Consider the following 24,150-nt stretch of genomic DNA (forward strand, 5'->3'; position numbering starts at 1 on the left):
ATTGCAGCATCACGCTGTGGTTGGAGTCAAAATGGGCTTTCAATGCCAGCAATTTTATATCAAAGACGACCAATGTGCGATGAAAGTCAGCACCGATAGTCTGCTTTTAGGTAGTTATGTGCCCGTTAGTGGCGTTAAGCGGGTACTAGATATGGGCACCGGCAGTGGTTTGCTCGCTTTAATGGCGGCGCAACGCGCCCCTCAGGCACAGGTTGATGGTTTTGATGCTGATGCCGCGGCTGTTGCGCAGGCGCAAGACAATGCTATGCATAGTCCATGGCCAGACCGCATTCATCTGAGTCAGTGCTGTGTGACGACCTGGCAACCTGAGCAGCGTTATGATTTGGTGCTTTGTAACCCGCCTTATTTTGCCAACCACCTGAGCAGCCGTGATAGCGCGCGGGAATCGGCGCGGCAGGGCGTTGTCGCGCCGCAACAATGGTTGCTGTGTGCGCTGCGTTCGTTACATGCTACCGGTGCATTGTATTGGGTATTGCCGACCTCACAAGCGGCTGCATGGCAGACCCTCGCCGAGGCGCACGGGCTACACCTGAAGACTGAGCTAAGTATTCAAACGACGGTGAACAAACCGGTGAAGTTAGTGATTCAAGGTTGGCAGCTAGCTTCAGTTGCCGCGGTAGCAAAAGAAGCGTTGACGATTCATGATCAGAGCGGGGCGTACAGCGAGGCATTTCGAAAGCTGACCGGCGAGTTTTACCTCGCCGGTCGCAACACTTAAAGTGCGTATGATTTACAAACCGAGTGTGGCTTTACCTTGATTGAAGGTAATATCGACAGGGATGTTTGCTGCCGACAAACGATCCAGATCAGCTTGCAATTGCGGTGGTACGTTACCCATTTCAGCAAAAAGCTCACCAACGCCTGCGTAATCACCGTCACCTTGTAAGATGAGGATCTTCTCGGACAAGCTGTTCATTGCCGCTCGCATTGCTGCCATGTCGACCGCGTATTGACCTTGCTCGTTACGAGTAAAGGCACCCGCTTCAGCAAAGTAGTTAAAGCGGATCATGTTTGCTTTACCATGTGCACTTGAAGCGCCAAAACGAACTGAACGGAAGATACCTGCCAAGAAGGTGGTGTAGTAATCTTCCAATTGCCCTTCGGTAATCACGCCTTGCTCAAGCAATTGCGTCACCATGTACAGACCCAGAATGTCAGCTTTGCCTTCTTCTAGCGCAGAAGCCAGCTCTTTCAATGCCTGACGCACGGTACTCGAACCATCGATGGTGTTTTTGATGCCAAGTCCATGCGCGACTTCGTGGAACATGGTGTTCGCAAAGAACGCATCGAAGGTAATGTGTTGACGTTGTTCCGGTACGATAAGAACGTCGGCGATCGGCACGAGGATTTCGTCAAACTTCGCGCGCATCGCATTTTTTAGCTGCAAGCGGCGCGTGCCTTTTTCGAGCTGCACCTGTTCGTCGTTCGGCAGGTTGATGGCGATGGTCTTGCTACCCGCATTTGAGTGGCCAGCATAATAGACGACATCGTAGGCGTTTAATTGCGCGCCTGAACCCGGCATCTCGGCTTTGTATTCGTCGGCTACCGGCAAGCCACGTTGCAAGCTCGGCAAATACTCAGCGTATTTTTCGAGACGCTGGCTCCAGTCCATATCCTTGATAAGGACATAAGATTCAAAACCGGCGCGGTAACCATAAAGTTGATCTTCATAGGTTTCGATGGGACCCATGACGATGTCAATTTCGTTATCGGTCATGTCCATCCAAGCAAAGTCAGATGCCTGATAGCTATTGCTCTCGAAGGCATCAGCGCGCAACTTCAGGTAATTTGCAAAGGCTTGACTTTCAGCTAAGGTAGCTGCTTCACGCAATAATTCAGCGGCGGCTTTTAGTTGCTCGGTATAAGCCACGTTGTATGGAATCGAGTAAAGCTCGCCGTCTTGATTGCGACGCACCAGCGTGTACAAGTCAATTTTGCCGGCAAAAGTGGCACTTTCAAATTCCTCTTTGCTCATATCTGCAGGGTAGAAGTTGGCGCCAGCGGGCTTGGCATCAACACCCGTTAAAAACGGCTCATTATTATTGAGACGATCCCACGGTCCGTAATTGATTTCGATAAATCGCTTCACTTTCGGGTCATCAATGGCGCCAAGAAGCTCTTGCTTGTCGCCTGGGTAGGCTTGATCCCAAAAAAGCTCATCCATGATTTTTGAAGCATCGATGAGTAAGCCGATCATTTTTTTCTGGTCAGCGGAAAGATGACTTAAATCTGCAGTTAAATCGACCGGCTGGTAAATGTCCAGTCGTTGCGCGGCACCTTCCACTAGGCTGTGGCTGGTTTTCTCAGACGCCGGCTCGGTACTCGCAGGAGTTGTCTCATTTGCGGGTTGGCTGCAAGCTGACAGCAGCATCGCACTCGCAAGTGCGGTCAAAGTAAATCGTAAAGTAGTCATAATAAGTGTCTCTCTGTTTTTCTGCACATATGTTGTTGCACAAACGCACTTAATCTACGCTTATTTCGTCGTTAAATAAACCAACCAACTGTGGGTACAGTTCACGGATTTCGCCACTTAATAAAGCGAAGTCAGCGTCGATTTTTTCTTCTGCGCTGGCATCCACCAATTTGTCTTGTTCATCAAGTAGAATATCTGTCGCTTTAAAACGCTTAATCGCCATATCTTGCTCAATGACCATGGTGATGCGATCAGCCCAAGTAACGCCAAGTTTGGTGAGTTGTTTACCATGTTCAAGATGCGCCAAGATTTCCGGGCTGGTCAATTCATGGTTTTTACAACGAATGATGCCACCTTCTTGGTCACTGTCACGTAACTCGGCCTCGTCACCAAAATCAAAGTCGCCGGGGATTTCACTGTCTTTAAGCCATTTTGTAAAGTAAAGCTCGGTCGGATTATCACTAAACCACGGTTTCACCGGTAACGAGCCTAAACTACTACGTAATAAACCGAGAAAATCTTCCGCTTGGTTACTGGCTGAAGCATCGACAACGACAATACCCAACTGCATATCGAGCATACCCCAAGTTAACTTAAAGCGCGTGAAGGCCTGCGGCAGTAAGCGGTGAACCAAATCTTCTTTCATGGTTTGCTTTTCTTTACCGACGACACGCCGGCCTTGTTCGGCTTCGACGGCTTCAATTTGTTCTTCAAGTTGCGCATTAACGACGCTGCTGGGCAGCACTTTCTCTTCTTTACGTGCGCAAAATAAGTAGCTGTCACCAATTTTGTGGAACAGCACCTCACTGCGTGGGCCGAACGGCGACGACCAACCAAAGCTGGCGAGTTCACTGCGGCCACAAGGTTTAAAGCTATGCTCAGCGAGCGCTTGGTCAAGATCTGCCGATAGTTCAAAGTCTTCGGCTAACGTATAAATACGCAAATTACGAAACCACATACATCGTTCCTTGCTGTGAGAGTTGGGACCGTATTAACGATCGATAAATTGAATAGGCAGTTCGATGGTATAAGCCAAGCCCTCTTGTGGGGCCGACTTAATTGAAATTTTACCTTTGAATGTTTGTGCGACGAGGCTATGGATAATGTGCGTGCCTAAGCCACTGCCGCCACGTTCGCGGCGGGTGGTAAAGAATGGCGTAAAGAGCTGTTCTTGTTGCGACTCGGTAAGGCCTTTACCGTCATCTTGATAGTGCAAGTGAAGCACATCACCTTGCCGTGAAATGGTTAACTCAAGTTGACCTTGTTGGTCATCGTCAAAGGCATGAATAAGCGAGTTCAAGACTAAATTCGTAACGATTTGCGCTAAGGCACCAGCGTTACAGCGCACCACTATGTTGTCGGGGCAGTCGAGCGTGAATTGATGCGGTGTATTTTTAAAACGCGGGCGAAGCGCTTGCAGCACGCTCTCAATATAGTGTTTCACATTGATCTCGCGCACTGCGTCTGAGGTCTGATCCACGGCGACTTGTTTAAAACTACCAAGGAGTTCGGAGGCACGCGCCAAATTACTCTCAAGCAAAGTAATGCTTTCGCCGCCCGTGGTCAGAAAGTCACGTAGCTGACTCTCCGTCAGCTCGCGGTTCTCGAGTGCTGAACGCATGGCTTCGAGTTTTTCGCCGAGCACGCTTGCGGCGGTAATTCCAATGCCCAACGGGGTACCAACATCATGGGTAATGCCGCCGACCAAGCGGCCCAGAGCTGCCAGTTTTTCGGCTTCCAGCAATTGGTCTTGTAAGCGTTCTGAGGCGGTAACTGAGCTTTGCAATTGCAAGTTGGCTTCGCGCAAGTCTTCTTCAATGATTTTTCGTTGGCGAATTTCGCGTTCGAGCTTTTCTTGGCGTTGTTCAAGCTCATTTTTGCGCCGTTCAAGGTCGGTTAAAACTTGGCTTAAGCTCGACGTTTTTCGTGCCACCTCTTGTTCCAGCATGGCGTTTTGATCATCTAACTGGCGGTTGACTTTCAGCAGTTGCGCCTGCGTGCGTTTCAAGTCTTCTTGATAGTCTTCGATGTTATCGAGCAGTTGGTTGTAAGCTTGCTCAAGCATGGTGAATTCAGCGTGGCGGTTATTTTTCAGGTTAATCCGCGAGTGCTCGAGATCGTCCAGTCGAAAATTACGGATTTGCTGCGTTAACATTTCCATCGGACGGTTGAGCATACGACTGAAGGCAAGCGTAAACAGCACAATCAAAAAGGTACTTTTGATAATGGCATTGCCGAAAATAAAATAGAGACTAAAACGAATACGCTCGAGTGCGATATCACGCGTAGAGAATAGGGTTACATCACCGACGCGATTTGAGGTCCCAGCAAACTCAAAAATAATCGATGAGTAATAACCGAATAACCCGTTGTGTTCTTCAATCACGTAATCTTCAACGTCAGGCGCCAAATTGTAGGTGTTTACATTCTCCGTAAGCCCAAGCTTTACGATAACATCGCTGTTTTCATCGCGGATAATCACGCCAGCAATGGCAGGGATGTTGATCAAGCCCTCTGCAATGGCTTCGATCTGCGCGTTGTTGTACTCCCACAGCGAGCGCGCAACGGAGTTACTGAAGGTACTTTGCTGGTTTTGCAGTTCTTGTACGAGCTGACTTTTGGTATCGAAGTACTCGCCCATCACTTGCACACAAGTCACCACCAGTGTCAGTACAAAATAGACCGACAACACATTGGTGAGGAGGGATTTGGAAATCTTGGTGGTGCTCGACATCGACTCATCCATTAGTTAGCTGTGTTCAGTTTATCCCAACTATGGACAAGCGCAACCATTCCGATTGTCATCAAGTGTTCACATACGCGTCACCTAGGTGTCACATAACGTGCTTAAAGTGCGTTCACGAAATTCAGTTTCGGCTACAATCCAACGGAGATGAACATGAACCGCACTAAAGCTTTCGCTCTTTCTGCCTTTACCGCCTCTATGCTGCTTGCTGGCTGTGGTGGTGACATCAACCTAACCCCTACTTCAATCGATAACTCAGTGAACGAAGGTGGCGGTAGTACGCCAGACACCAACAACTGTGCATCGTATGAGTCGTCAGGCACCACCATCCGTGGTGAGAAAATCGGCGCAGACTGCGTTTATCCGCGTAGCTTCTCAACTCCAGAAAGTCCAGTGACCAGCGACATTCGTTTGGTCGAATTACCTGGTGGCGCGCACATTTTCCCAAATGGCTTGTACATCGGTGAAAACACCGAAGTCACCGCTGATGTCAATCGCGATGGACCAACATTGACCATTGATGCGGGTGTGACTGTCGCATTTGAAGATGGCGACTCGTTCGTGCGGATTGCGCGCGGTGCTAACATTATCGCTGAAGGCAACCGTAACGCACCGATCACTTTTACGTCAAAGCAAGAAGTTGAAGGTTTCGATATTGCAGAAAACGCCCGTGGTTTATGGGGTGGTGTGGTCATCAATGGCTTCGGTATCTCAAATAAATGTGACCAAAATGACCTAGCTAACTGCGTGTTACAGGGTGAAGGTGGCGCAGGTTTCTACGGCGGTGACGACAACGCCGATGATTCTGGTGTTATGAGCTATGTACTTGTTAAGTACGCTGGCTACGAAGTTTCTCTGGATAACGAATTGAACGGAATCACCTTCAATGCAGTCGGTTCAGGTACCACATTAAATCACATTCAAGTTCACAATAACCTTGATGATGGTGTTGAGTTCTTCGGTGGTGCGGCAAGCCTTAAGAATGTCGTATTAACAGGTAACGATGATGACTCACTTGACTGGGCTGACGGTTGGCAAGGTAAAGTGCAGTACATGCTTGTTAAGCACGCGGATGACCGTGCTAACCGCGCGATCGAAGGTGACGGTAACAGCGGCAATAACGATGCGACTCCGTATTCAAACCCGATCATCGCGAACTTTACGTCAATCGGTTCACTTACGGCAACCGACGGTTCTGATGAATCAGAGGGCGTATTGGTTCGTGAAGGAACGCACGGTGCGCTGTATAACTTCTTGATCACTGAAGCACGTGGTGAGTGTTTGGAAATCGACGATGCAGCAACCTTGACTGCAGCCGGAAACGGCGACCTTTCAATCCAGAACTCGGTTATCGCATGTACTGAAAACTTCAAAGACACCGAAACGCAAACGTGGTTTGAAGGTGGCACTGGCAACGTAACGCTTAGCGCTGGCGCAAGCGTGCTGACTTCAGGTTACGTTACCGCAAGCGACATGGCTGATGCTTCTGGGGCCCCAGTTACCGTTACACCAAAAACTGACTTAAGCAGCATTGACCCGTTCTTCGATGACGTTGACTTCGTTGGCGCGGTGAGCGAAGACGACGATTGGACCAACGGCTGGACCGTAGGCCTGCGCGACTAAACACGGATTAGGGGCACATGGATGTGCAGCTTTTCCCGTAATTCTCATGTCACGCAATCGGAGTTTCCTATGAAAAAGCAGGCTGTTTTAACTCAAAGTAAATTAGGCCTTGCCATCGCACTTGCGTTGTCAGGACCTATTGCTTATGCACAACAAGATACGTCAACCAGTGAAGACGCTACCATAGAAGAAGTCGTAACCACAGGAACACGCTTGCAAGGTTCGGCCGCGGCAGTGGTAGAAGAGCGCAAAGCGCAAGCCTTTGTTGCTGATATTCTTGGCGCCGAACAAATTTCGCGTACCGGTGATAGTGACGCGGCATCGGCGTTACGCCGGGTGACCGGTTTGACCCTTGTTGATGGCAAATTTATTTATGTTCGTGGCTTAGGTGAACGTTATTCAAGCACGCAACTTAATGGTGCGTCTGTACCTTCGCCCGATCCAACCCGTAACGTCATTCCTTTAGATATGTTCCCAGCAAGCATTATCGAAAGTATGTCGGTACAAAAATCGTATTCACCAGATATGCCGGCCAACTTTGGTGGCGGTAACGTGGATATTCGCACGGTTTCCATTCCAACCGAGGAAGTCTTTGATCTTTCGATCGGTACTGGCTGGAATACCAACCTTTCTGACGATGGTTTGAGCTACGCTGGCGGCAGTGATGACTGGCTTGGTAAAGATGACGGTACTCGAGCGCTATCACCTGAAATGTGGTCAGCGTTGGCGCGCTATCAAGAGTCTATCAATACCGCAAGCATCGCTAGTTTTGAGAATATTTCGTTGGCTGAAGCGGCCGAGATTAATCGTAGCTTAGCTGCTTCGTTGAATACTCAAAACGAGGTTTATACCAAGTCGATGGCTCCGGATATAAAAGGGTCTGTTACTTATGGCTCAAACTATGACCTTGGCAACGATATTACCTTTGGTTTCTTAGCTGCTGTTGACTACGACAGTGGCTGGTCAAATAACGAAGAAACCTCAGAAGTACTAGGTATTGCGAATGGTGAAGCAGTCGTAAACCAAAGCAGCGAGACGCGTGTGACGACTCAAGATGTTGAACTGAGCGGGTTGCTCAACTTTGGTATTCAAGTAGGTGATTACCATAAGCTTGAAACTTCAACGATCTTCCTACGCAACACTGCCGATCGTGTTGAGCAAGGCGGTATTGAAACGCCAAACTCAATCAATGAAGTTGGGCTTAGTTATTACGATACTGATATTCGCTACGAGCAACGCGAGCTTTTGACCAACCAGATCCGTGGCTCGCACTATTTCCCAGAACTATGGGGCTTTGCGTTGGACTGGCAGTACGCTGATTCACGCGCGAATCGTGATGCACCAGGTGAAATCTTTTACCGTCGTATCAACGACCGCGACTTAGGTGAAGGTGTGGGTGACTTAGCGTTCCAACAAACGCGCACGGCAACTACGATGCAGTTCCAGACCTTGCAAGATGATGCGCAAGACTGGCGTGTTGACGGTGAGCTGCCACTCTATCTTGCTGAGATGGAAATCTTAGTCAAAGGTGGCGGACAAGTTTCGAAAAAGGCACGTTCATCGTACTCGCGTCGTTTCGCCTTGAGTGCTGAACAGGTTAATAACGAAGACTTGGTCAATGTTGGTTATAACGATCTCTTCAGTGATGCCAACATCACCGACGCTGACTTTGGCCTTGCCCTATTTGGTGCGCCAACAGCAACTGATCCTAACTATCTTGCTGCACAGCAAATTGAAGCAGGATATGGCTTGGTTGATGTACAAGTGAATCAGGATTGGCGAGTCAGCGGTGGTTTGCGCTGGGAGCAGTATACGCAAGTTGCGGCACAGCTCGACATTCGCAATATGACCATGATTGGCGATCCCGCTGAAGCTGGTCGTATGGAAGACGACATCTACGGTTCTCTTGCCTTAACTTACCAGCTCAACGATGAAATGCAGTTACGTTTTGGTTATGGCAGCACAGTTGTACGTCCAGACTTGCGAGAGTTAACCGAAGTCATCTTCGTTGACCCGATCACCAACTTCAAAGTGCGCGGTAACAGCGAGTTGATGACCACCGATATCGATAACTTTGATGTGCGTTGGGAATGGTATCTTCCTTCTGGCGAAAATTACTCGGTAGCGGCGTTCTACAAGGATCTTGCTAATCCGATCGAGGCAGTGGAAGCGAAAGGTACCGACTCGGACCGAGTTATCACTTTCTTGAATGGTCAAGCTGGTGAAGTCTATGGCGTTGAGTTTGAATTCTTAAAAGACTTAACCCGTATCGCCGACGGCCTGTTTGTGACCGGTAACCTGACCTTGTCTGATTCTGAGATCAGCATTGCCAATACCGGTAACGTTGAGTTGACCAATAACACCCGCCGCATGACTGGCCATTCGAAATATGTGGCCAACTTGCAGCTCGGTTATGACTCGCTCAACGGCGAACACAGTGCCTCGTTGATCTACAACGTCGCCGGTGAGCGCATCGCCTTCGCGGGTGTGAGGCAGGGTGAAGTAGGTATCGATGATGCATTTGAGCAACCGTTCCATAGTCTTGATGCAGTTTACACGTACTACCCAGACTTCAATTCGAAACTGAAGTTTAAAGTACAGAACATACTGGGTGACGACGTTGAGATCGAGCAAAACGGTCGAACGATTCAGAGTCGTACGGTTGGTACTGGTATCAGTTTGGAATACAGCTACGCGTTCTGATTTGCTTGAACGTACGGGTTGATTTGGAACGGGAGCTTCGGCTCCCGTTTTTGTTTGTAGCCCGCAGTAGAACTGCGGGGAATATTGAATTTAACCTGCACAGTCGAAACGTGAGATTTGTCCCGTGGTAAAACCGCGGGCTACGCTACTTGTTGAAACCTAAGGCTAGATGGTTTCTAATCAGTAGCGAGCGAACAGCGAATAGCGAACAGTGAACTATGCAGGATTTAAAAGAAAAACTCGAAACCGCAGAGCAGTGGCTCATTGAACGCCCCGATATGGACACGCTGACCAAACTAGGCTTGTTGCTGCTTGGCGCTTGGATCGCCAATTTTGTGGTGAAAAAAATTCTGCTGCGGGGACTGCTAAACCTTATTAGCTACACGCCAGTCGGCAAAGACCGCCAAGCAATAGAACGTAATATTGTTGCGCGCATTGCCAATGTGGTGCCTGCTTTAGTCATTGCCTTTGGCATTACCTCGGTACCTAACCTCGTTGAAGAACTAACGATTGTCGTCACCAATGTTTGCTACGCATTCATTGTCATTACTATTGCGCGAGCGATTAGCGGCACGTTAACCATCGTCAATATGCTTTATGAGCGTCAGCCAGATGCGCATCAGCGGCCTATCAAAGGTTACATTCAAGTCGCGAAGATTGTGATCTATGCCGTTGCTGCGATTCTGATGATTGCGGTGCTGATCGATAAGTCGCCAGTTATCTTACTTTCCGGTTTAGGTGCAATGGCCGCAGTACTGATGTTGGTGTTCCAAGACACCTTACTGAGCCTTGTTGCCAGCGTACAGATTACCTCGAATGATATTATCCGCGTGGGTGATTGGGTCGAAATGCCGAATCTGAATGCCGACGGTGATGTGATTGATATTGCCCTGCATCAGGTGAAAGTGCAGAACTGGGATAAGACGATTACCTTTATTCCGACCCGCCGCTTTATTTCGGACCCGTTTAAGAACTGGCGGGGCATGCAAGAGTCGGGTGGTCGACGGATTAAACGGAGTTTGTTGCTGGATCAGCAAAGCGTGCACTTTCTCACTGAAGATGAGATGAAAGCGGTGAAGCGCTTTCGCTTGCTTAAGGATTACCTGAAAGACAAGCAAGCTGAAATCGATGACTGGAATCAACAGCTCAAAGATGAGGGTAAAGAGCCGGTCAATACCCGCCGAATCACCAACGTGGGTACGTTCCGCGCTTACGTGAAAAAGTATTTGGAAAATAACGAGCGTGTGCATCAAGAGATGACTTTGATGGTACGTCAATTGAACCCTACTTCTGACGGTTTACCGATTGAAGTTTATTGTTTTACCAACACCACAGCATGGACCGAGTACGAAAGTATCCAGTCCGATATTTTCGATCACCTGTTAGCGATTTTGCCAGAGTTTGGGCTTCGTGTATTCCAGCACCCTAGCGGAATTGATATGCGGGAAATGACACGAAACTTACATGAAACTGGCACAAAAGATTCATCCTGACATAAAACTGCCATAATACAGTCACCAAGCTGTCACAGAACTGACGTATCTTGCACACCATCATTCACAACGTGTGCAAGGTGTTTCCATGAACCCATGTTTCACTCGCACGCTGTTGGTGGCCAGCTTTTTCGCCACCGTTGGCGTTGCCAGTCCGCAAGTAACCGCGCAAGAGCAAGCACTTGACCCTGTGGTCGATGCTGCTAACGAAATCAACCAAGCCGCGCGCTCCTCACAACTTACTGTCGATAAGATTGCTGACACCACGCAAGAGCGCGTGCAGCAGTACAAGCAAATCAGCCGTCAAATCGAAGGTCTAGAGGTTTATGTGCAGCAATTGCAAAAGCAAATTGACTCACAACAAACCGAAAAGAGTGATTTGAATAGCTCGATCGACGAAGTGAGCGTCGTGGAGCGTCAGATCACGCCGCTGATGCTGCGTATGATCGATAGCTTAGCCACCTTTGTCGAGCTTGATGTGCCGTTCTTGCAAGAAGAGCGCACCAATCGTATCGCCAGTCTGCAGGACTTAATGGACCGCGCGGATGTTGACGTTTCGGAAAAATTCCGTCGCGTAATGGAAGCCTACCAAATCGAATCTGAATATGGCCGCACCATCGAAGCCTATAACGGTGCCAAAGAGATTGACGGGCAAAGCCAAGATGTCGAGTTCTTGCGTGTTGGTCGCACGGTACTGATTTATAAGACGCGCAACGGTGACACCATGGGTGTATGGAACCAGGAGCAACGTGAGTGGCAAGAACTGGATTCGAGCTATGCATCGAATGTGCAAGAAGCATTGCGGATTGCACGTAAACAGCTAGCGCCTGATTTACTCATGCTGCCGATTTTCCACGCCGACACCCAAGCAGGAGAATAACCTATGTTGAAGCTTAAACATTTACTCGTTGCGGCGGTGCTGGCGTTGAGTACTCCGGTGCTGGCGCAGGAACCGGTAAATCTAGATCAGCTATTGCAGCAACTCAAAGAAGGTAAATTTGCCCAATCGCAAGCCAATCAGGAGCGTGAAGCTCGCTTTCGTGCGCAAGCTGAACAGCAGCAACAAATTTTACGTGACGCGATTGCGCAACGCGATCAACTCGAAGCACTCAGTGCTGAGCTGGAGGGCGAATTTGAAGCCAATGAGCGTGATTTGGCGGCGCTCGAAGAAGCACTTACCCAGCGTATGGGGTCGTTAAAAGAATTGTTTGGTGTGTTGCAGCAAGTCGCCGGTGATACCGCAAGTACGCTGCAGAACTCCTACGTATCGGTTGAGTTTCCGGGGCGCAGTGATGCCTTGAGCGACCTTGCGCAGAAAATGGGTTCAAGCTCAAAACTCGCCAGTATTGAAGAAATCGAGTCGGTTTGGTTTGCCTTACAACAGGAAATGACCGAGTCGGGTAAAGTCAGCGAATTCGAAACCACCGTAACCTTGGCGAGCGGTGAGAAAGTCACCAAGCCAGTCGTTCGGGTTGGTACCTTCAACATGGTCGCTGACGGCAAGTACTTGGAGCTTATCCCAGGCACTGACGCTGTCGCAGAATTAGTGCGGCAGCCAAGTGGCCGTTATTTATCGACAGTTGAAGCGTTAGAGCAAGGCGATGACAATCCCGTACGCTTTGGCTTGGACCCAACCGGCGGTTCGATTCTAGGTTTATTGGTGCAAGCACCAGGAACCATGGAGCGTATCGAGCAAGGTTCAACTGTTGGGTACATTATTCTTGCGCTTGGCGCCATTGGTCTACTCATTGCCTTGGAGCGCTTTATTACCTTGACCCTGATGGGTGGCAAAGTGAAGCGTCAGTTGAAGCAGAACGAAGCGAATCAAGATAACCCGCTGGGTCGCGTTATGGCCGTGCAAGACAAGTATCCGCAAGTTGATACCGAGACCCTTGAACTGAAACTCAGTGAAGCGATTCTACGCGAAGTGCCGAAAATCACGCGCAACCTAACCTTCATCAAGATCATTTCAGTGGTCGCACCGTTGTTAGGTCTGTTGGGTACGGTGACCGGTATGATCAATACCTTCCAAGCTATCACGCTGTTTGGTACCGGTGACCCGAAACTCATGGCGGGCGGTATTTCGCAAGCGTTGGTGACGACGGTACTGGGCTTGGTTGTCGCAATCCCAATGACGCTGTTGTTTGCGACCCTAAACACACGCAGCCGAAATATTGTGCATGTCTTGCAGGAACAGGCCTCTGGCATTATCGCGGAGCGTTCTGAGCGGAGTCACTAAATATGGTGTTCTTCATCGACTTTTACAGTGCGATTCAGGACTTTGTTGAAACCGGTGGCCAGGTCTTATTGGTCATCGGGATCCTCATCTTCGTGATGTGGTTGATGATTCTGGAGCGCGTTTTTTACTACAGCCGTGGTCATCAGCAAGAGAAGCGTCGTGTACTCGAAAAATGGCAGCAGCGTGATGATAAATCATCGTGGAATGCTGAACAGATTCGGCAAGCCATGATCTCACGCGTAGCGCTCGCTTTAGGTGGCCGGGTTCCTGTTTTACAAGCCTTAGTGGCACTTTGTCCACTGCTTGGTTTGATGGGTACCGTAACCGGCATGATTGAAGTGTTTGATGTGATGGCCATCGCTGGCACAGGTAACGCTCGCTCGATGGCAGCTGGCGTATCGAAAGCAACAATTCCAACCATGGCCGGCATGGTCGGCGCTTTGTCGGGGGTGTTTGCCACCACTTGGCTACAGCGCACAGCAAAGCGGGAACGCTTAAAGCTTGAAGACCGCATGCTGATGGAACACCACTAGAGGGCTTATTTATGAAACAACATTTTGCCAATTTGATCGACGAAGAAGAAACGCAAATTGACATGACGCCCATGCTTGACGTGGTGTTTATCATGCTGATCTTCTTTATTGTTACCGCCACCTTTGTTAAGGAAGCGGGTATCGACGTCAATCGTCCAGACGCAGCAACCGCAGTGCAAAAGGATCGCGCCAATATTTTGGTGGCCATTAGTGAGACCGGTGAAATCTGGATCAACAAGCGTCAAGTGGATGTGCGTGCTGTGCAAGCCAATATCGAACGGCTTTACGCTGAGAACCCGCAAGGTTCGGTAGTGATTCAAGCCGATAAACTGGCGACCACCGAAACGCTTATTAAAGTGATGGACGCAGCCCGCGCCGCTGGCGTTTATGATGTCTCGATTGCTGCACAGGACGAATAGCTTATGCGTTTTCTAGCTGCACTTGCCGTAGCCGCTGTGGTGACACTCGGATTGTTCTATTTGATGCAATCCTTTATCACCGGTGGTGAAGGCGCAATGACCGAACCGCCAAAAGGCAGTGTGCTCGATTTTGTGCGGGTGAAGCCAGAAGAAGTGGTGCAAGAAAAGGAACGTAAGCCGCAACGGCCACCTGAGCCAGAGCAACCGCCGGAAGACTTGCCACAGCCGCAAATGGACAGCAGTGAACTCACCCCAGGTGAGGGGAGCTATGATTTCTCGGCAGTAGCGCAAGCGGACACCGGCCTTGCCGGTGGCATGAATCTTGATACCAGCGACGGCGAGTACTTGCCGATTGTAAAAGTACAAGCGGCGTATCCGCGCCGAGCTCTGCAACGGGGCATTGAAGGCTATGTAGTGGTTGAGTTTACGGTAACCAAGCAAGGTACCGTGCGTGACCCACGTGTAGTCGAGGCCGAGCCTGAGCAGATTTTCGATCAAGCCGCATTGGATGCAGTGGTGAAATTTAAATACAAACCGCGTGTCGTCAACGGCGAAACGGTAGAAGTTGAAGGCGTACAAAACCGTTTAACCTTTGAGATCGACGGTTAGGAGAAGAACCATGCGTAAATTAATCACAGCATTAGCCCTTGTCGTCCTCGCACAAGCGAACCTGCAAATTTTACACGCTCAAGAGACGAAGCGTGTACCAGCGCTGCGTGAGCAAGTGTATTCACAACTGGCACGGGCACAAGAACTCGCTGACAACGGCGATGTTAACGCCGGCTTAGCGGCGCTGAAGAACGTAGAGTCGAAGCTCAGTAGTATGAATAGCTACGAACGTGCCATGTTATGGAACTTCTACGGTTACATGTATTACGGCAAAGATCAGCTGGCGGAGGCGATTCAGTATTTCGCTAAAGTTGTTGACGAAGATCCGATTCCCGATGCGTTAAAACAAAACACCTTATTCAGTCTTGCGCAGTTAGCGTTGGGGCAGGGCGACTATGCCGCGACGCTCGAGTACCTTGACCGTTGGCAGCAAGTGGTTGGTGACGACCAGGCGCAAAAGGCCGATGTGTTGCGCGCCCAAGCACTTTATCAAAAAGGTGATTATCAACGCGCACTCAAGCCGATTCAACGTGCCATTGCCAGCGCCGAAGCAAACGGCGGGGCGGGTGACGAGAACTGGTATGTATTGCAACGGGCGATTCATTATGAGCTTGAGCAAACTGCTGCCGTAGCAACGGTTTTAGAAAAAATGATCAAGCACTTCAATAAGCCTGAATACTGGGTTCAACTTGCCGGTGTCTATGGTCAGCTCGGTAATGATGAGCAACAGTTAGCGATGCTTGAGGCTGCCTACCAGCAAGGTTTTCTGACCAAAGGCCAAGATTTGCAAATGTTGGTGCAAAGCTACTTTTTTGGCGGCATTCCTTATAAAGCTGGCAAAGTGATGGAACAAGCGCTTGCCGAAGGGAAACTCGAAGCCGATTTGCGTAATCTTAAACTGCTAGCGCAAAGCTGGATTGCGGCACGCGAAACAGACCGTGCGGTGGCGGCCCTCGAACAAGCGGCGGCGTTAAGCAATGATGGTGAGCTGGATGCCCAGCGTGCACAAGTGTTATTGAATGCGGAACGTTATCCGCAAGCAATCGCGGCTGCCGAGACCGCACTTGCCAAGGGTAATTTAGAGAAGCCGGGGACCATGCACTTGGTCATCGGCATGGCTGAATTAGAACAAGAGAACTATAATCCAGCGCTGCAAGCCTTCGCGAAAGCCAAAGCTTTTGACGATGCGCGTAAAGCAGCAGCACAGTGGGAACGTTATGCAACCTCCGAAAAAGAGCAAGCGGAGAGGATAAAACAACTGCAAGCGTCATAAATACGCCATAAAAGTTTTATCAAAACGAAAAAAAACTGACACATAGTCATTAAACTGTCATAAAAGTGCCATATGCTATGCGCGTATTGAGTAGGCGAGGGCCTATTTAACTCTCAACTTAGCAACGATGGTAACCGTTATGACAGTTAACTCTTCAATTTGGATGGTACTTCCGCTCGCACTCTTTAGTGGCGTAGCTGTAGCTCAGGACGAGAATCCAGTAAGTTTCGACTTTTATGGTCGTGCGAATGTTTCTTTGCAAAGCAGCGACGATGGGCAAGGTAGCGACAGTGAACTGAAAAGCAACGCTTCACGCATTGGCGTTAAGGGCGGTGCTCAGCTCAATGATGATCTCGAAGTCATCTATACATTGGAATGGCAGGTTGACCTTACCGATCTCGGTGGTGATGATAATTTGAAGTCACGCAACCAGTACGTGGGCTTGCGTGGTAGTTTTGGTGAGTTCACCGTCGGTCGCCGTGACACCGTACTGAAAACTGTGCAAGGTGATATTGATCAGTTCAGCGACTATGAAGCTGACGTCAAAGCCCTGTTTGAGGGTGAAAACCGCACCAGTAATACCCTGTCTTATTATTCACCTGCTTTCGCACAGTTCCGCATTGCCGGCTCAGTGGTATTAAGCGAGGGTGACGAGCAAGACGACGGTTATTCACTTGCGTTAACCTACGGCGACGAAGGCTTGGATGATACACCGTATTACTTTGGTGCAGCGATCGACCGCGACGTTGATGGTTATGATATCGAGCGTCTCGTGGGTTATACCAAAGTTGCTGATACCATGTTTGGTTTGATGTGGCAGCAGCAACAAGAAGTCATGGGTAGCAACGAAGCCGATGGTTTTGTCGCAAGCGTACAACATGCATTGGGTCAATGGCGCTTAAAAGCACAATACCAAATGATGGAATTTGTTGACGGCGACGATGACTCGATTGCGTTTGGTGCGGACTATAAGTTTAGTAAGAATACCAAAGTGTATGCTTGGTACACTGGCCGCGACTTGGACACTTTAGCGGCCGAGCAAACTTACTTCGCTGTGGGTCTTGAACACCGCTTCTAAAGTCTAATTTCTCTTGGCCGTAAAAGCCTTGTAGACTATCGCCATTATTCACCAGCTTGTTTGAACGATGGCGAACTTTCTTTATATTGCCGGCTACGTGCTGATTGGCTTACTGCTGCGACGGAGCCGGCAATTTCCGCAAAACTCTGGGCAAATCCTCAATGCCTATGTGATTTATGTTGCCTTACCGGCATTGGTACTGCAAAAAATTCCAGCCCTCACTTTTGGTAAAGAGTTGCTTTTTCCGGCATTAATACCATGGATATTACTCGCACTCACAGTACCGGTGGTCATGTGGATTGCACGGTGGCGGCAGTGGTCGCGAACGACGACAGGAGCGATGCTCATTGTCATCCCGTTGGGAAACACGTCGTTCGTGGGCTTTCCGATGATCGAGGCGTTTTTCGGCCCTGCAGGTATTCCTTATGCCTTGCTATACGATCAACTTGGCTCGTTCTTTATTCTCTCTATCTACGCCACTATTATTGCCGCAGTTTACAGTCATGCTGAAGGTGAACAGGCGCAACGCCCATCGGGCAAAACGATCGCTTGGAAGATCATTAAGTTTCCGCCCTTTGTTGCACTCATCGCTGCCTTTGCATTGCGCAGCATCGATTATCCTGACGTTATGCAGCACTTTATTGACTCGTTAGCCGTGACTTTAGTGCCAGTAATTATGGTTGCGGTTGGATTTCAGCTGCGGTTTCGCTTACCACAAGAAGATCGCGGTCCACTTGCTTGGGCGTTACTGATTAAGTTAGGCCTGATGCCGTTGGTTGCGTTATTGCTACTGTGGGGCTTTGGTTTAGAACAACTGGCGGTGCAAGTGACCATTATGGAGGCCGCGATGCCTGCCATGATCTCCGCCGGTGCCTTAGCCATTATGGCTGGATTGGCACCGACATTGTCAGCGGCAGTGGTCGGCTACGGAGTGCTGCTCTGTTTTGCGACATTACCGCTGTGGTACTTTATTTTGCAGGCTTTGCAGGGGCTTTAACCGCATCAAATTGGCCTTCAGCTACGCGTACCGAAAAAACTTCATCGGCTTTAAGCTGGGCGGGGTCGCGGATGACCTCGCCTTGTTGCGAGCGCACCACAGCATAGCCACGGGCAATCGTTTGCAAGGGACTGACTAACTGGAGGTTTTGTACGACGGTTTGTTGCCGTTGCTGCCAATGCTTTAGCAGTTGTCGCATTGCCAAGCTTTGCCGTTGCTGAAGTTGCTGCAGACGTTGATGTAATGGCGTCAGCTGCCGTTGCGGATGCACGGCAAGTAAACGCTGCTGCTGGTAGCTTAAGTGTTCGCGCGTTTGCCGTTGAGTGCGTTGCATCGCCACTGTCGCCCGTGCCACTAATTCATCAACGCGCTGACTATGTTGTTGTAAACGGCGTTGCGGGTGCTGTTGTTCAAGCCGATGTTGCCAATGTTGCAGGGTTTGTTGAATAAAGCTACGCTGCCGTTGCCAATAGTGTTGCAGTCGATGATCAAGTTGCTGCAAGCGTTGCAATACCTCACGTTGATCGCGACTGACTAACTCCGCAGCGGCTGATGGCGTAGGGGCGCGTACATCAGCAACGTAATCTGCGATGGTAAAATCGACCTCATGACCCACAGCACTGATGGTGGGCAGCGGACAGCTATGCAAAGCATAGGCTAATTGCTCATCGTTAAAACACCACAAGTCCTCAAGTGAGCCGCCTCCGCGGCTTAAAATTAAAACATCGACTTCATTACGCGCAATGGCACGTTGTAAGGCAAATAATAAGTCGTTGGCAGCAGCCTGTCCCTGCACCGCGCTGGGGTAGATGATCACTTCGAGACGCGGGTCGCGTCGTTTGAGGACTGCCAGAATATCGCGTATCGCCGCGCCGGTCGGTGAGGTAATCACCCCAACTTTACGAATCTTTTCCGGTAGTGCTTGTTTGTGTTCGGCCGCAAACAGGCCAGCCGCTTGTAATTTATGCTTTAACTGCTCATAGCGTTGCTGCAGCAAACCCGCTCCAGCGTCTTCCATGTGTTCAACGATCAACTGGTAATCGCCGCGTGGTTCGTACACGGTAAGTTTCGCGCGGACTAATACCTGCATGCCGTGTTGTGGACGAATCTTAGCGCGCTGATTAGCGTTTCGGAACATTGCAGCGCGGATCTGCGCACGCTCATCTTTGAGCGTAAAGTACCAATGACCCGACCCCGGCGCGGCAAAGTTCGAAATTTCGCCAAGCAACCAAATCGAGCCAAATCCTTGCTCAAGTACTTGACGTACTTCAGCATTCAATTGAGCAACGGTAAAAATGGCGGCATCAGGCATGAGGCGGAACCTTCGTTAAGTAGCGTTTAGCAAAAAAATTAGTTTACTGAAAAGCCGTTTACGAGTAAAATCTGCCCGCAACATTAACTCAGCTAGTGGGATGTTGCCATGCTACGAATCGCTCAAGAAGCTCTTACCTTTGACGATGTTTTACTCGTCCCCGGTCACTCGACCGTTTTACCTCATACTGCTGACCTGCGCACGCGTTTGACGCGCGGTATTGAGCTAAATATTCCAATGGTCTCTGCCGCTATGGATACCGTTACTGAAGCTGCCTTAGCTATTGCATTGGCGCAAGAAGGTGGACTGGGTTTCATTCATAAGAATATGACGATTGCCGAGCAAGCCGCCCATGTTCGTAAGGTTAAGAAGTACGAAAGTGGCATGGTTTCTGATCCTGTGACCGTCACGCCGGACACTACCCTTGGCGAAATTCGTGCGTTAAGTGTCGAACATGGCTTCCATGGATTTCCGGTCGTTGAAACCAACGGTGAGTTGGTCGGGATTATCACCGGCCGCGATGCTCGTGCCGAAAGCGACAACAGCAAGCGCGTTGCTACCATCATGACGCCAAAAGAAAATCTGATTACGGTAAAAGAAAGTGCGGAAAGCGAAGAAATTCTTGGCTTAATGCATAAACATCGTATCGAAAAGATTTTGGTCGTCGATGACGCGTTTCACCTGCGCGGTATGATCACCCTGAAAGATTTCACGAAAGCTGAAAATAAACCTAACGCCTGTAAAGACGAGTTGGGTCGTTTGCGTGTTGGCGCTGCAGTAGGCGTTGGTCCTGGTACCGAAGAACGTATCGCCGCATTAGCTGAAGCAGGTGTCGACGTATTATTGATTGATACCTCACATGGTCATTCGCAGGGCGTGATTGATCGCGTTGCCTATGTCCGCAAAGAATATCCAAACTTACAACTGATTGCTGGCAACGTTGCTACCGGCGCTGGCGCGAAAGCCTTGGCCGATGCCGGCGTTGATGCTGTTAAAGTAGGTATTGGCCCTGGTTCTATTTGTACCACACGTATCGTCACTGGCTGTGGTGTACCGCAAATTACCGCAATCAGCGATGCTGTCGATGCGCTAAAAGGCACTGGTATTCCGGTTATTGCTGATGGTGGTATTCGCTTTTCAGGTGACATCGCCAAAGCGATTGCCGCAGGCGCGGATTGCGTGATGGTGGGTAGCATGTTGGCGGGTACAGAAGAGTCGCCAGGTGAAGTTGAACTGTATCAGGGGCGTTACTACAAATCTTACCGTGGTATGGGCAGCTTAGGCGCCATGAATCAACGTCATGGTTCATCTGACCGTTATTTCCAGGCCAGCAATGAAGCCGAAAAATTGGTACCTGAAGGTATCGAAGGGCGCATCGCCTATAAAGGCCCTATTGCGACCATTATTCATCAGCAAATGGGCGGTTTGCGCTCGGCGATGGGCTTAACTGGCTGTGCCACCATCAAAGAAATGCGCACCAAGCCGCAATTCGTCCGTGTAACCTCTGCAGGTATGGGCGAATCACATGTGCACGATGTGCAAATCACTAAAGAAGCTCCAAACTACCGAATGGGTTAAGCCGACATGCAAGATATTCATGCGCATCGCATATTGATTTTAGATTTTGGTTCACAGTACACCCAGCTTATTGCGCGTCGTATTCGTGAAATAGGCGTTTATTGTGAACTTTGGGCGTGGGACGTCGACGCCGAAGACATCAAAAACTTTAACCCCAACGGCATTATTTTGTCGGGCGGTCCTGAGTCGGTCACCGAAGAAGGCTCACCGCGGGCACCTGAGTATGTGTTTGAAGCTGGCGTGCCGGTATTGGGTGTTTGCTACGGCATGCAAACCATGGCCGCGCAATTGGGCGGTAAAGTACAAGGCTCGCTTGAGCGCGAATTCGGCTACGCGCAAGTAGAGCGCACCGAACCTTGTCCATTATTCCACCACATCGAAGATGCGGTGCATGAAAATGGCAATCCGCTACTCGACGTATGGATGAGTCATGGCGACAAGGTTATTGAAGCGCCAGAGGGCTTTCATATTGTCGCACAAACGCCAACTTGCCCAATTGCGGCGATGGCTGATGACGCTCGCGACTTTTATGGAGTGCAATTTCACCCAGAAGTCACGCATACCCGTCAAGGTATGCGCATGCTTGAGCACTTTGTGGTCGAGATTTGTGAATGCGAAACCAACTGGACCGCTGCACACATCATTAATGACGCAGTGGCACGCATCCGTGAGCAAGTGGGCAACGGTAAAGTTGTTCTTGGCTTATCGGGCGGCGTCGATAGTTCGGTGACTGCGATGTTGCTGCACCGCGCCATTGGCGACCAACTTACCTGCGTCTTCGTGGATAACGGTTTATTGCGCTGGCAAGAAGCCGAGCAAGTCATGGAAATGTTCGGTGACCACTACGGACTCAATATTGTTCACGTGGACGCGGAGAATCGTTTTCTTGACGCTTTAGCGGGCGAACACGATCCAGAAGCGAAACGTAAAATCATTGGCCGAGTGTTTATTGAAATTTTTGACGAGCAAGCGACGCGTATTAACGATGTGTCGTATTTAGCACAAGGGACAATTTACCCGGACGTAATTGAGTCTGCTGGTTCGAAAACCGGTAAAGCCCATGTGATTAAGTCGCATCATAACGTCGGCGGACTGCCTGAAGATATGAAGCTTGAGCTGGTCGAGCCGTTACGCGAATTGTTTAAAGACGAAGTACGTAAGATCGGGCTCGAGCTTGGCTTGCCGTACGACATGCTGTATCGCCACCCGTTCCCGGGACCAGGCCTTGGCGTACGCGTTCTTGCAGAAGTGAAAAAAGAGTATTGCGATCTATTGCGTCGTGCTGATCATATTTTCATTTCTGAATTACGTAACGCAGGTATTTATCACGACGTAAGCCAAGCATTTGCGGTGTTCTTGCCGGTGCGCTCGGTTGGTGTGATGGGTGACGCCCGTAAATACGATTGGGTGATTGCATTACGCGCGGTCGAAACTATTGACTTTATGACCGCACGTTGGGCACATTTACCTTATGAACTATTGGAAAAAGTCTCCAACCGCATCATCAACGAAATCGATGGCATCTCACGGGTGGTCTATGACATCTCAGGTAAGCCTCCAGCCACCATCGAGTGGGAGTAAGTAGAATGGTGCGTTGGCTCGCCTTGCTAGCAATTTTGCTACTGGCTGGCTGCGCGCCGCAACCGCAGCCGGACCACCTTAGTGAAATCAAAGAACGGGGCGTGCTGCGAGTGGGAACGCTATTAGGGCCTACCACTTACTACCATGACTTCGAAAGCGAGGGCGGCCTCGAATATGCCCTCGCCGCCACTTTTGCCGAGCAACTCGACGTCGAGCTCGAAGTGGTTTCACGCTACAACGTCAATGACCTTTTCACGCTGCTCGATCAGGCGCAAGTTGATGTTGTAGCTGCTGGCTTAGATCGCACGCCACGACGTGATCGGCGCTATCGTTTTGGTCCTCCTTATCAAGAAGTCGCACAACGTTTGGTTTATCGTCAAGGCTCACGTGATCGCCCGCGCGACTGGTCACAAGTAGACGGAGAAGTGGTTGTGGTTGCCGGCAGTAGTCACCATGATTGGTTGCAACGCAATGGCAAGAATCACCCTAATCTCGAGTGGCGGGCGACCAATGAGCACGACGCCACTGAACTCCTGCGCTCAGTGATTGAAGGTGAAATCGCCTTTACCATTGCCGACAGTAATATTCTCGATATGCAACGGCGTTACTTCCCCAACATTAGTGTTGCGTTCACCGTACGTGACGACTTAGACATCAGTTGGATGCTGGCGCCTGGGCGTGATGGCTCTTTGTATGCAGAAGTCATCCGCTTTTTTGGTGAATTACGGGCATCGGGCGAACTGGCGCAACTGGTCGATAGACATTTTGGTCATGTTTCGCAGTTTAATTACGTCGATACGAGCTTTTTTATTGACGCAGTACAAACGACCTTACCCAAATATCGTGATTTCTTTGTTGAACACTCCGGACGACTTGATTGGCGTTTATTGGCGGCCATTTCGTATCAAGAAAGTTTATGGAACCCACGCGCGGTTTCACCGACCGGGGTGCGTGGCTTAATGATGCTTACTCTGCCAACGGCTGAAGCCATGGGCGTGACGAGCCGCCTGAACCCAGAAGAAAGTATTCGTGGTGGCGCACGCTATTTTGAGCGCATGCTCGATACCATTCCAGCACGTATTCCAGAGCCTGACCGCACGTGGTTTGCGTTAGCGGCCTACAATATTGGCTACGGACATTTAGAGGACGCGCGCGTATTGACTGAGCGTCAAGGTGCTGATCCTGATCGCTGGATCGATGTGCGCAAACGACTACCCTTATTACGACAGAAAAAATATTACCGTCAGACTCGCTATGGGTTTGCTCGCGGTGATGAGCCGGTGCGATACGTAGGAAACATTCGTCGCTACTACGATACCTTGGTTTGGTTGGATGAACGAGGACGCATCCCAGCTCAACCCCTAGATATTTCACTTCCAACTGGGAGTGGCGATAAGGCCCCATAATGCGAACAACAAAACGGTTAGTCCCGCATGCTCGTCGTCGAGCGTGGTTACGAAAGAAACGTCACTTGTTAAATGACCGCCGACAGAAATGGTTCCGGTTGTGTGAAAAAGAAGATTAAACCTTTA

19 protein-coding genes are annotated in these 24,150 nt (G+C 49.8%); 15 read left to right on the forward strand and 4 right to left on the reverse strand.

What is annotated here, in order from left to right:
* Positions 1 to 31: 31 nt before the first annotated feature.
* Complete coding sequence (locus tag NV375_RS11830; protein ID WP_258808392.1) at positions 32 to 739, forward strand: tRNA1(Val) (adenine(37)-N6)-methyltransferase; 708 nt, start codon at positions 32 to 34, stop codon at positions 737 to 739.
* A 12-nt stretch (positions 740 to 751) separates the two neighbouring features.
* Here NV375_RS11830 and NV375_RS11835 read toward each other — a convergent pair whose 3' ends face one another.
* Genes NV375_RS11835 through NV375_RS11845 form a run of 3 tightly spaced genes read right to left on the reverse strand, consistent with a single transcriptional unit; the run spans position 752 to position 5,168 of the window.
* Complete coding sequence (locus NV375_RS11835) at positions 752 to 2,434, reverse strand: dipeptidyl-peptidase 3 family protein (protein ID WP_258808393.1); 1,683 nt, start codon at positions 2,432 to 2,434, stop codon at positions 752 to 754.
* Positions 2,435 to 2,483: 49 nt separating this feature from the next.
* Positions 2,484 to 3,392, reverse strand: a complete 909-nt coding sequence (gene rdgC, locus NV375_RS11840; RefSeq protein WP_258808394.1) for a recombination-associated protein RdgC — start codon at positions 3,390 to 3,392, stop codon at positions 2,484 to 2,486.
* Between the two features lie 33 nt (positions 3,393 to 3,425).
* Complete coding sequence (locus tag NV375_RS11845) at positions 3,426 to 5,168, reverse strand: sensor histidine kinase (RefSeq protein ID WP_258808395.1); 1,743 nt, start codon at positions 5,166 to 5,168, stop codon at positions 3,426 to 3,428.
* Between the two features lie 165 nt (positions 5,169 to 5,333).
* On the opposite strand from NV375_RS11845, the gene NV375_RS11850 reads away from it, so the two are divergent.
* From NV375_RS11850 to NV375_RS11900, 11 genes are all read left to right on the forward strand, one after another.
* Complete coding sequence (locus NV375_RS11850) at positions 5,334 to 6,803, forward strand: hypothetical protein (protein ID WP_258808396.1); 1,470 nt, start codon at positions 5,334 to 5,336, stop codon at positions 6,801 to 6,803.
* Between the two features lie 69 nt (positions 6,804 to 6,872).
* Positions 6,873 to 9,506: a TonB-dependent receptor domain-containing protein gene (locus tag NV375_RS11855; protein WP_258808397.1), complete on the forward strand. Its 2,634-nt coding sequence runs from the start codon at positions 6,873 to 6,875 to the stop codon at positions 9,504 to 9,506.
* Between the two features lie 218 nt (positions 9,507 to 9,724).
* Entirely contained in the window at positions 9,725 to 10,999 is a 1,275-nt protein-coding gene (locus NV375_RS11860; protein WP_258808398.1) for a mechanosensitive ion channel family protein, read from the forward strand.
* An 88-nt stretch (positions 11,000 to 11,087) separates the two neighbouring features.
* Positions 11,088 to 11,879, forward strand: coding sequence for a DUF3450 domain-containing protein (locus tag NV375_RS11865; RefSeq protein WP_258808399.1), 792 nt, complete (start codon positions 11,088 to 11,090; stop codon positions 11,877 to 11,879).
* 3 nt (positions 11,880 to 11,882) lie between these two features.
* Positions 11,883 to 13,238, forward strand: coding sequence for a MotA/TolQ/ExbB proton channel family protein (locus NV375_RS11870; RefSeq protein ID WP_258808400.1), 1,356 nt, complete (start codon positions 11,883 to 11,885; stop codon positions 13,236 to 13,238).
* 2 nt (positions 13,239 to 13,240) lie between these two features.
* Entirely contained in the window at positions 13,241 to 13,771 is a 531-nt protein-coding gene (locus tag NV375_RS11875) for a MotA/TolQ/ExbB proton channel family protein (protein WP_258808401.1), read from the forward strand.
* A gap of 11 nt (positions 13,772 to 13,782) precedes the next feature.
* On the forward strand, positions 13,783 to 14,190 hold the full coding sequence (locus tag NV375_RS11880) for a biopolymer transporter ExbD (protein WP_126773834.1): 408 nt from the start codon (positions 13,783 to 13,785) through the stop codon (positions 14,188 to 14,190).
* Positions 14,191 to 14,193: 3 nt separating this feature from the next.
* Positions 14,194 to 14,799, forward strand: a complete 606-nt coding sequence (locus NV375_RS11885) for an energy transducer TonB (RefSeq protein WP_126773832.1) — start codon at positions 14,194 to 14,196, stop codon at positions 14,797 to 14,799.
* Between the two features lie 10 nt (positions 14,800 to 14,809).
* Positions 14,810 to 16,072 (forward strand): tetratricopeptide repeat protein, encoded by a 1,263-nt coding sequence (locus tag NV375_RS11890; protein ID WP_258808402.1) that lies wholly within the window; start codon positions 14,810 to 14,812, stop codon positions 16,070 to 16,072.
* Between the two features lie 139 nt (positions 16,073 to 16,211).
* On the forward strand, positions 16,212 to 17,150 hold the full coding sequence (locus tag NV375_RS11895) for a porin (RefSeq protein WP_258808403.1): 939 nt from the start codon (positions 16,212 to 16,214) through the stop codon (positions 17,148 to 17,150).
* A 67-nt stretch (positions 17,151 to 17,217) separates the two neighbouring features.
* Positions 17,218 to 18,147, forward strand: coding sequence for an AEC family transporter (locus tag NV375_RS11900; RefSeq protein WP_258808404.1), 930 nt, complete (start codon positions 17,218 to 17,220; stop codon positions 18,145 to 18,147).
* Here the strand turns inward: NV375_RS11900 and xseA are convergent.
* Complete coding sequence (xseA, locus tag NV375_RS11905; protein WP_258808405.1) at positions 18,119 to 19,459, reverse strand: exodeoxyribonuclease VII large subunit; 1,341 nt, start codon at positions 19,457 to 19,459, stop codon at positions 18,119 to 18,121. The two genes, NV375_RS11900 and xseA, sit on opposite strands and share 29 nt — an antisense overlap.
* A gap of 108 nt (positions 19,460 to 19,567) precedes the next feature.
* Here xseA and guaB point away from each other — a divergent pair, with 108 nt between their 5' ends.
* The 3 genes from guaB to mltF are packed head-to-tail and all read left to right on the forward strand — an operon-like array spanning position 19,568 to position 24,024.
* Positions 19,568 to 21,037 (forward strand): IMP dehydrogenase, encoded by a 1,470-nt coding sequence (gene guaB / locus NV375_RS11910; protein WP_258808406.1) that lies wholly within the window; start codon positions 19,568 to 19,570, stop codon positions 21,035 to 21,037.
* A gap of 6 nt (positions 21,038 to 21,043) precedes the next feature.
* On the forward strand, positions 21,044 to 22,618 hold the full coding sequence (gene guaA, locus NV375_RS11915) for a glutamine-hydrolyzing GMP synthase (RefSeq protein ID WP_258808407.1): 1,575 nt from the start codon (positions 21,044 to 21,046) through the stop codon (positions 22,616 to 22,618).
* A gap of 5 nt (positions 22,619 to 22,623) precedes the next feature.
* Positions 22,624 to 24,024, forward strand: a complete 1,401-nt coding sequence (gene mltF / locus NV375_RS11920; protein ID WP_258808408.1) for a membrane-bound lytic murein transglycosylase MltF — start codon at positions 22,624 to 22,626, stop codon at positions 24,022 to 24,024.
* Positions 24,025 to 24,150 lie beyond the last annotated feature (126 nt).

Source organism: Pseudidiomarina sp. CB1, from assembly GCF_024752025.1.
Taxonomy (GTDB): domain Bacteria; phylum Pseudomonadota; class Gammaproteobacteria; order Enterobacterales; family Alteromonadaceae; genus Pseudidiomarina.

What these genes read in the sequence shown, in the direction of transcription:
- NV375_RS11830 (WP_258808392.1), top strand. Translation starts at nt 32, where the DNA reads ATGGGCTTTCAATGCCAGCAATTTTATATCAAAGACGACCAATGTGCG.
- NV375_RS11835 (WP_258808393.1), bottom strand. Translation starts at nt 2,434, where the DNA reads ATGACTACTTTACGATTTACTTTGACCGCACTTGCGAGTGCGATGCTG.
- rdgC (WP_258808394.1), bottom strand. Translation starts at nt 3,392, where the DNA reads ATGTGGTTTCGTAATTTGCGTATTTATACGTTAGCCGAAGACTTTGAA.
- NV375_RS11845 (WP_258808395.1), bottom strand. Translation starts at nt 5,168, where the DNA reads ATGTCGAGCACCACCAAGATTTCCAAATCCCTCCTCACCAATGTGTTG.
- NV375_RS11850 (WP_258808396.1), top strand. Translation starts at nt 5,334, where the DNA reads ATGAACCGCACTAAAGCTTTCGCTCTTTCTGCCTTTACCGCCTCTATG.
- NV375_RS11855 (WP_258808397.1), top strand. Translation starts at nt 6,873, where the DNA reads ATGAAAAAGCAGGCTGTTTTAACTCAAAGTAAATTAGGCCTTGCCATC.
- NV375_RS11860 (WP_258808398.1), top strand. Translation starts at nt 9,725, where the DNA reads ATGCAGGATTTAAAAGAAAAACTCGAAACCGCAGAGCAGTGGCTCATT.
- NV375_RS11865 (WP_258808399.1), top strand. Translation starts at nt 11,088, where the DNA reads ATGAACCCATGTTTCACTCGCACGCTGTTGGTGGCCAGCTTTTTCGCC.
- NV375_RS11870 (WP_258808400.1), top strand. Translation starts at nt 11,883, where the DNA reads ATGTTGAAGCTTAAACATTTACTCGTTGCGGCGGTGCTGGCGTTGAGT.
- NV375_RS11875 (WP_258808401.1), top strand. Translation starts at nt 13,241, where the DNA reads ATGGTGTTCTTCATCGACTTTTACAGTGCGATTCAGGACTTTGTTGAA.
- NV375_RS11880 (WP_126773834.1), top strand. Translation starts at nt 13,783, where the DNA reads ATGAAACAACATTTTGCCAATTTGATCGACGAAGAAGAAACGCAAATT.
- NV375_RS11885 (WP_126773832.1), top strand. Translation starts at nt 14,194, where the DNA reads ATGCGTTTTCTAGCTGCACTTGCCGTAGCCGCTGTGGTGACACTCGGA.
- NV375_RS11890 (WP_258808402.1), top strand. Translation starts at nt 14,810, where the DNA reads ATGCGTAAATTAATCACAGCATTAGCCCTTGTCGTCCTCGCACAAGCG.
- NV375_RS11895 (WP_258808403.1), top strand. Translation starts at nt 16,212, where the DNA reads ATGACAGTTAACTCTTCAATTTGGATGGTACTTCCGCTCGCACTCTTT.
- NV375_RS11900 (WP_258808404.1), top strand. Translation starts at nt 17,218, where the DNA reads ATGGCGAACTTTCTTTATATTGCCGGCTACGTGCTGATTGGCTTACTG.
- xseA (WP_258808405.1), bottom strand. Translation starts at nt 19,459, where the DNA reads ATGCCTGATGCCGCCATTTTTACCGTTGCTCAATTGAATGCTGAAGTA.
- guaB (WP_258808406.1), top strand. Translation starts at nt 19,568, where the DNA reads ATGCTACGAATCGCTCAAGAAGCTCTTACCTTTGACGATGTTTTACTC.
- guaA (WP_258808407.1), top strand. Translation starts at nt 21,044, where the DNA reads ATGCAAGATATTCATGCGCATCGCATATTGATTTTAGATTTTGGTTCA.
- mltF (WP_258808408.1), top strand. Translation starts at nt 22,624, where the DNA reads ATGGTGCGTTGGCTCGCCTTGCTAGCAATTTTGCTACTGGCTGGCTGC.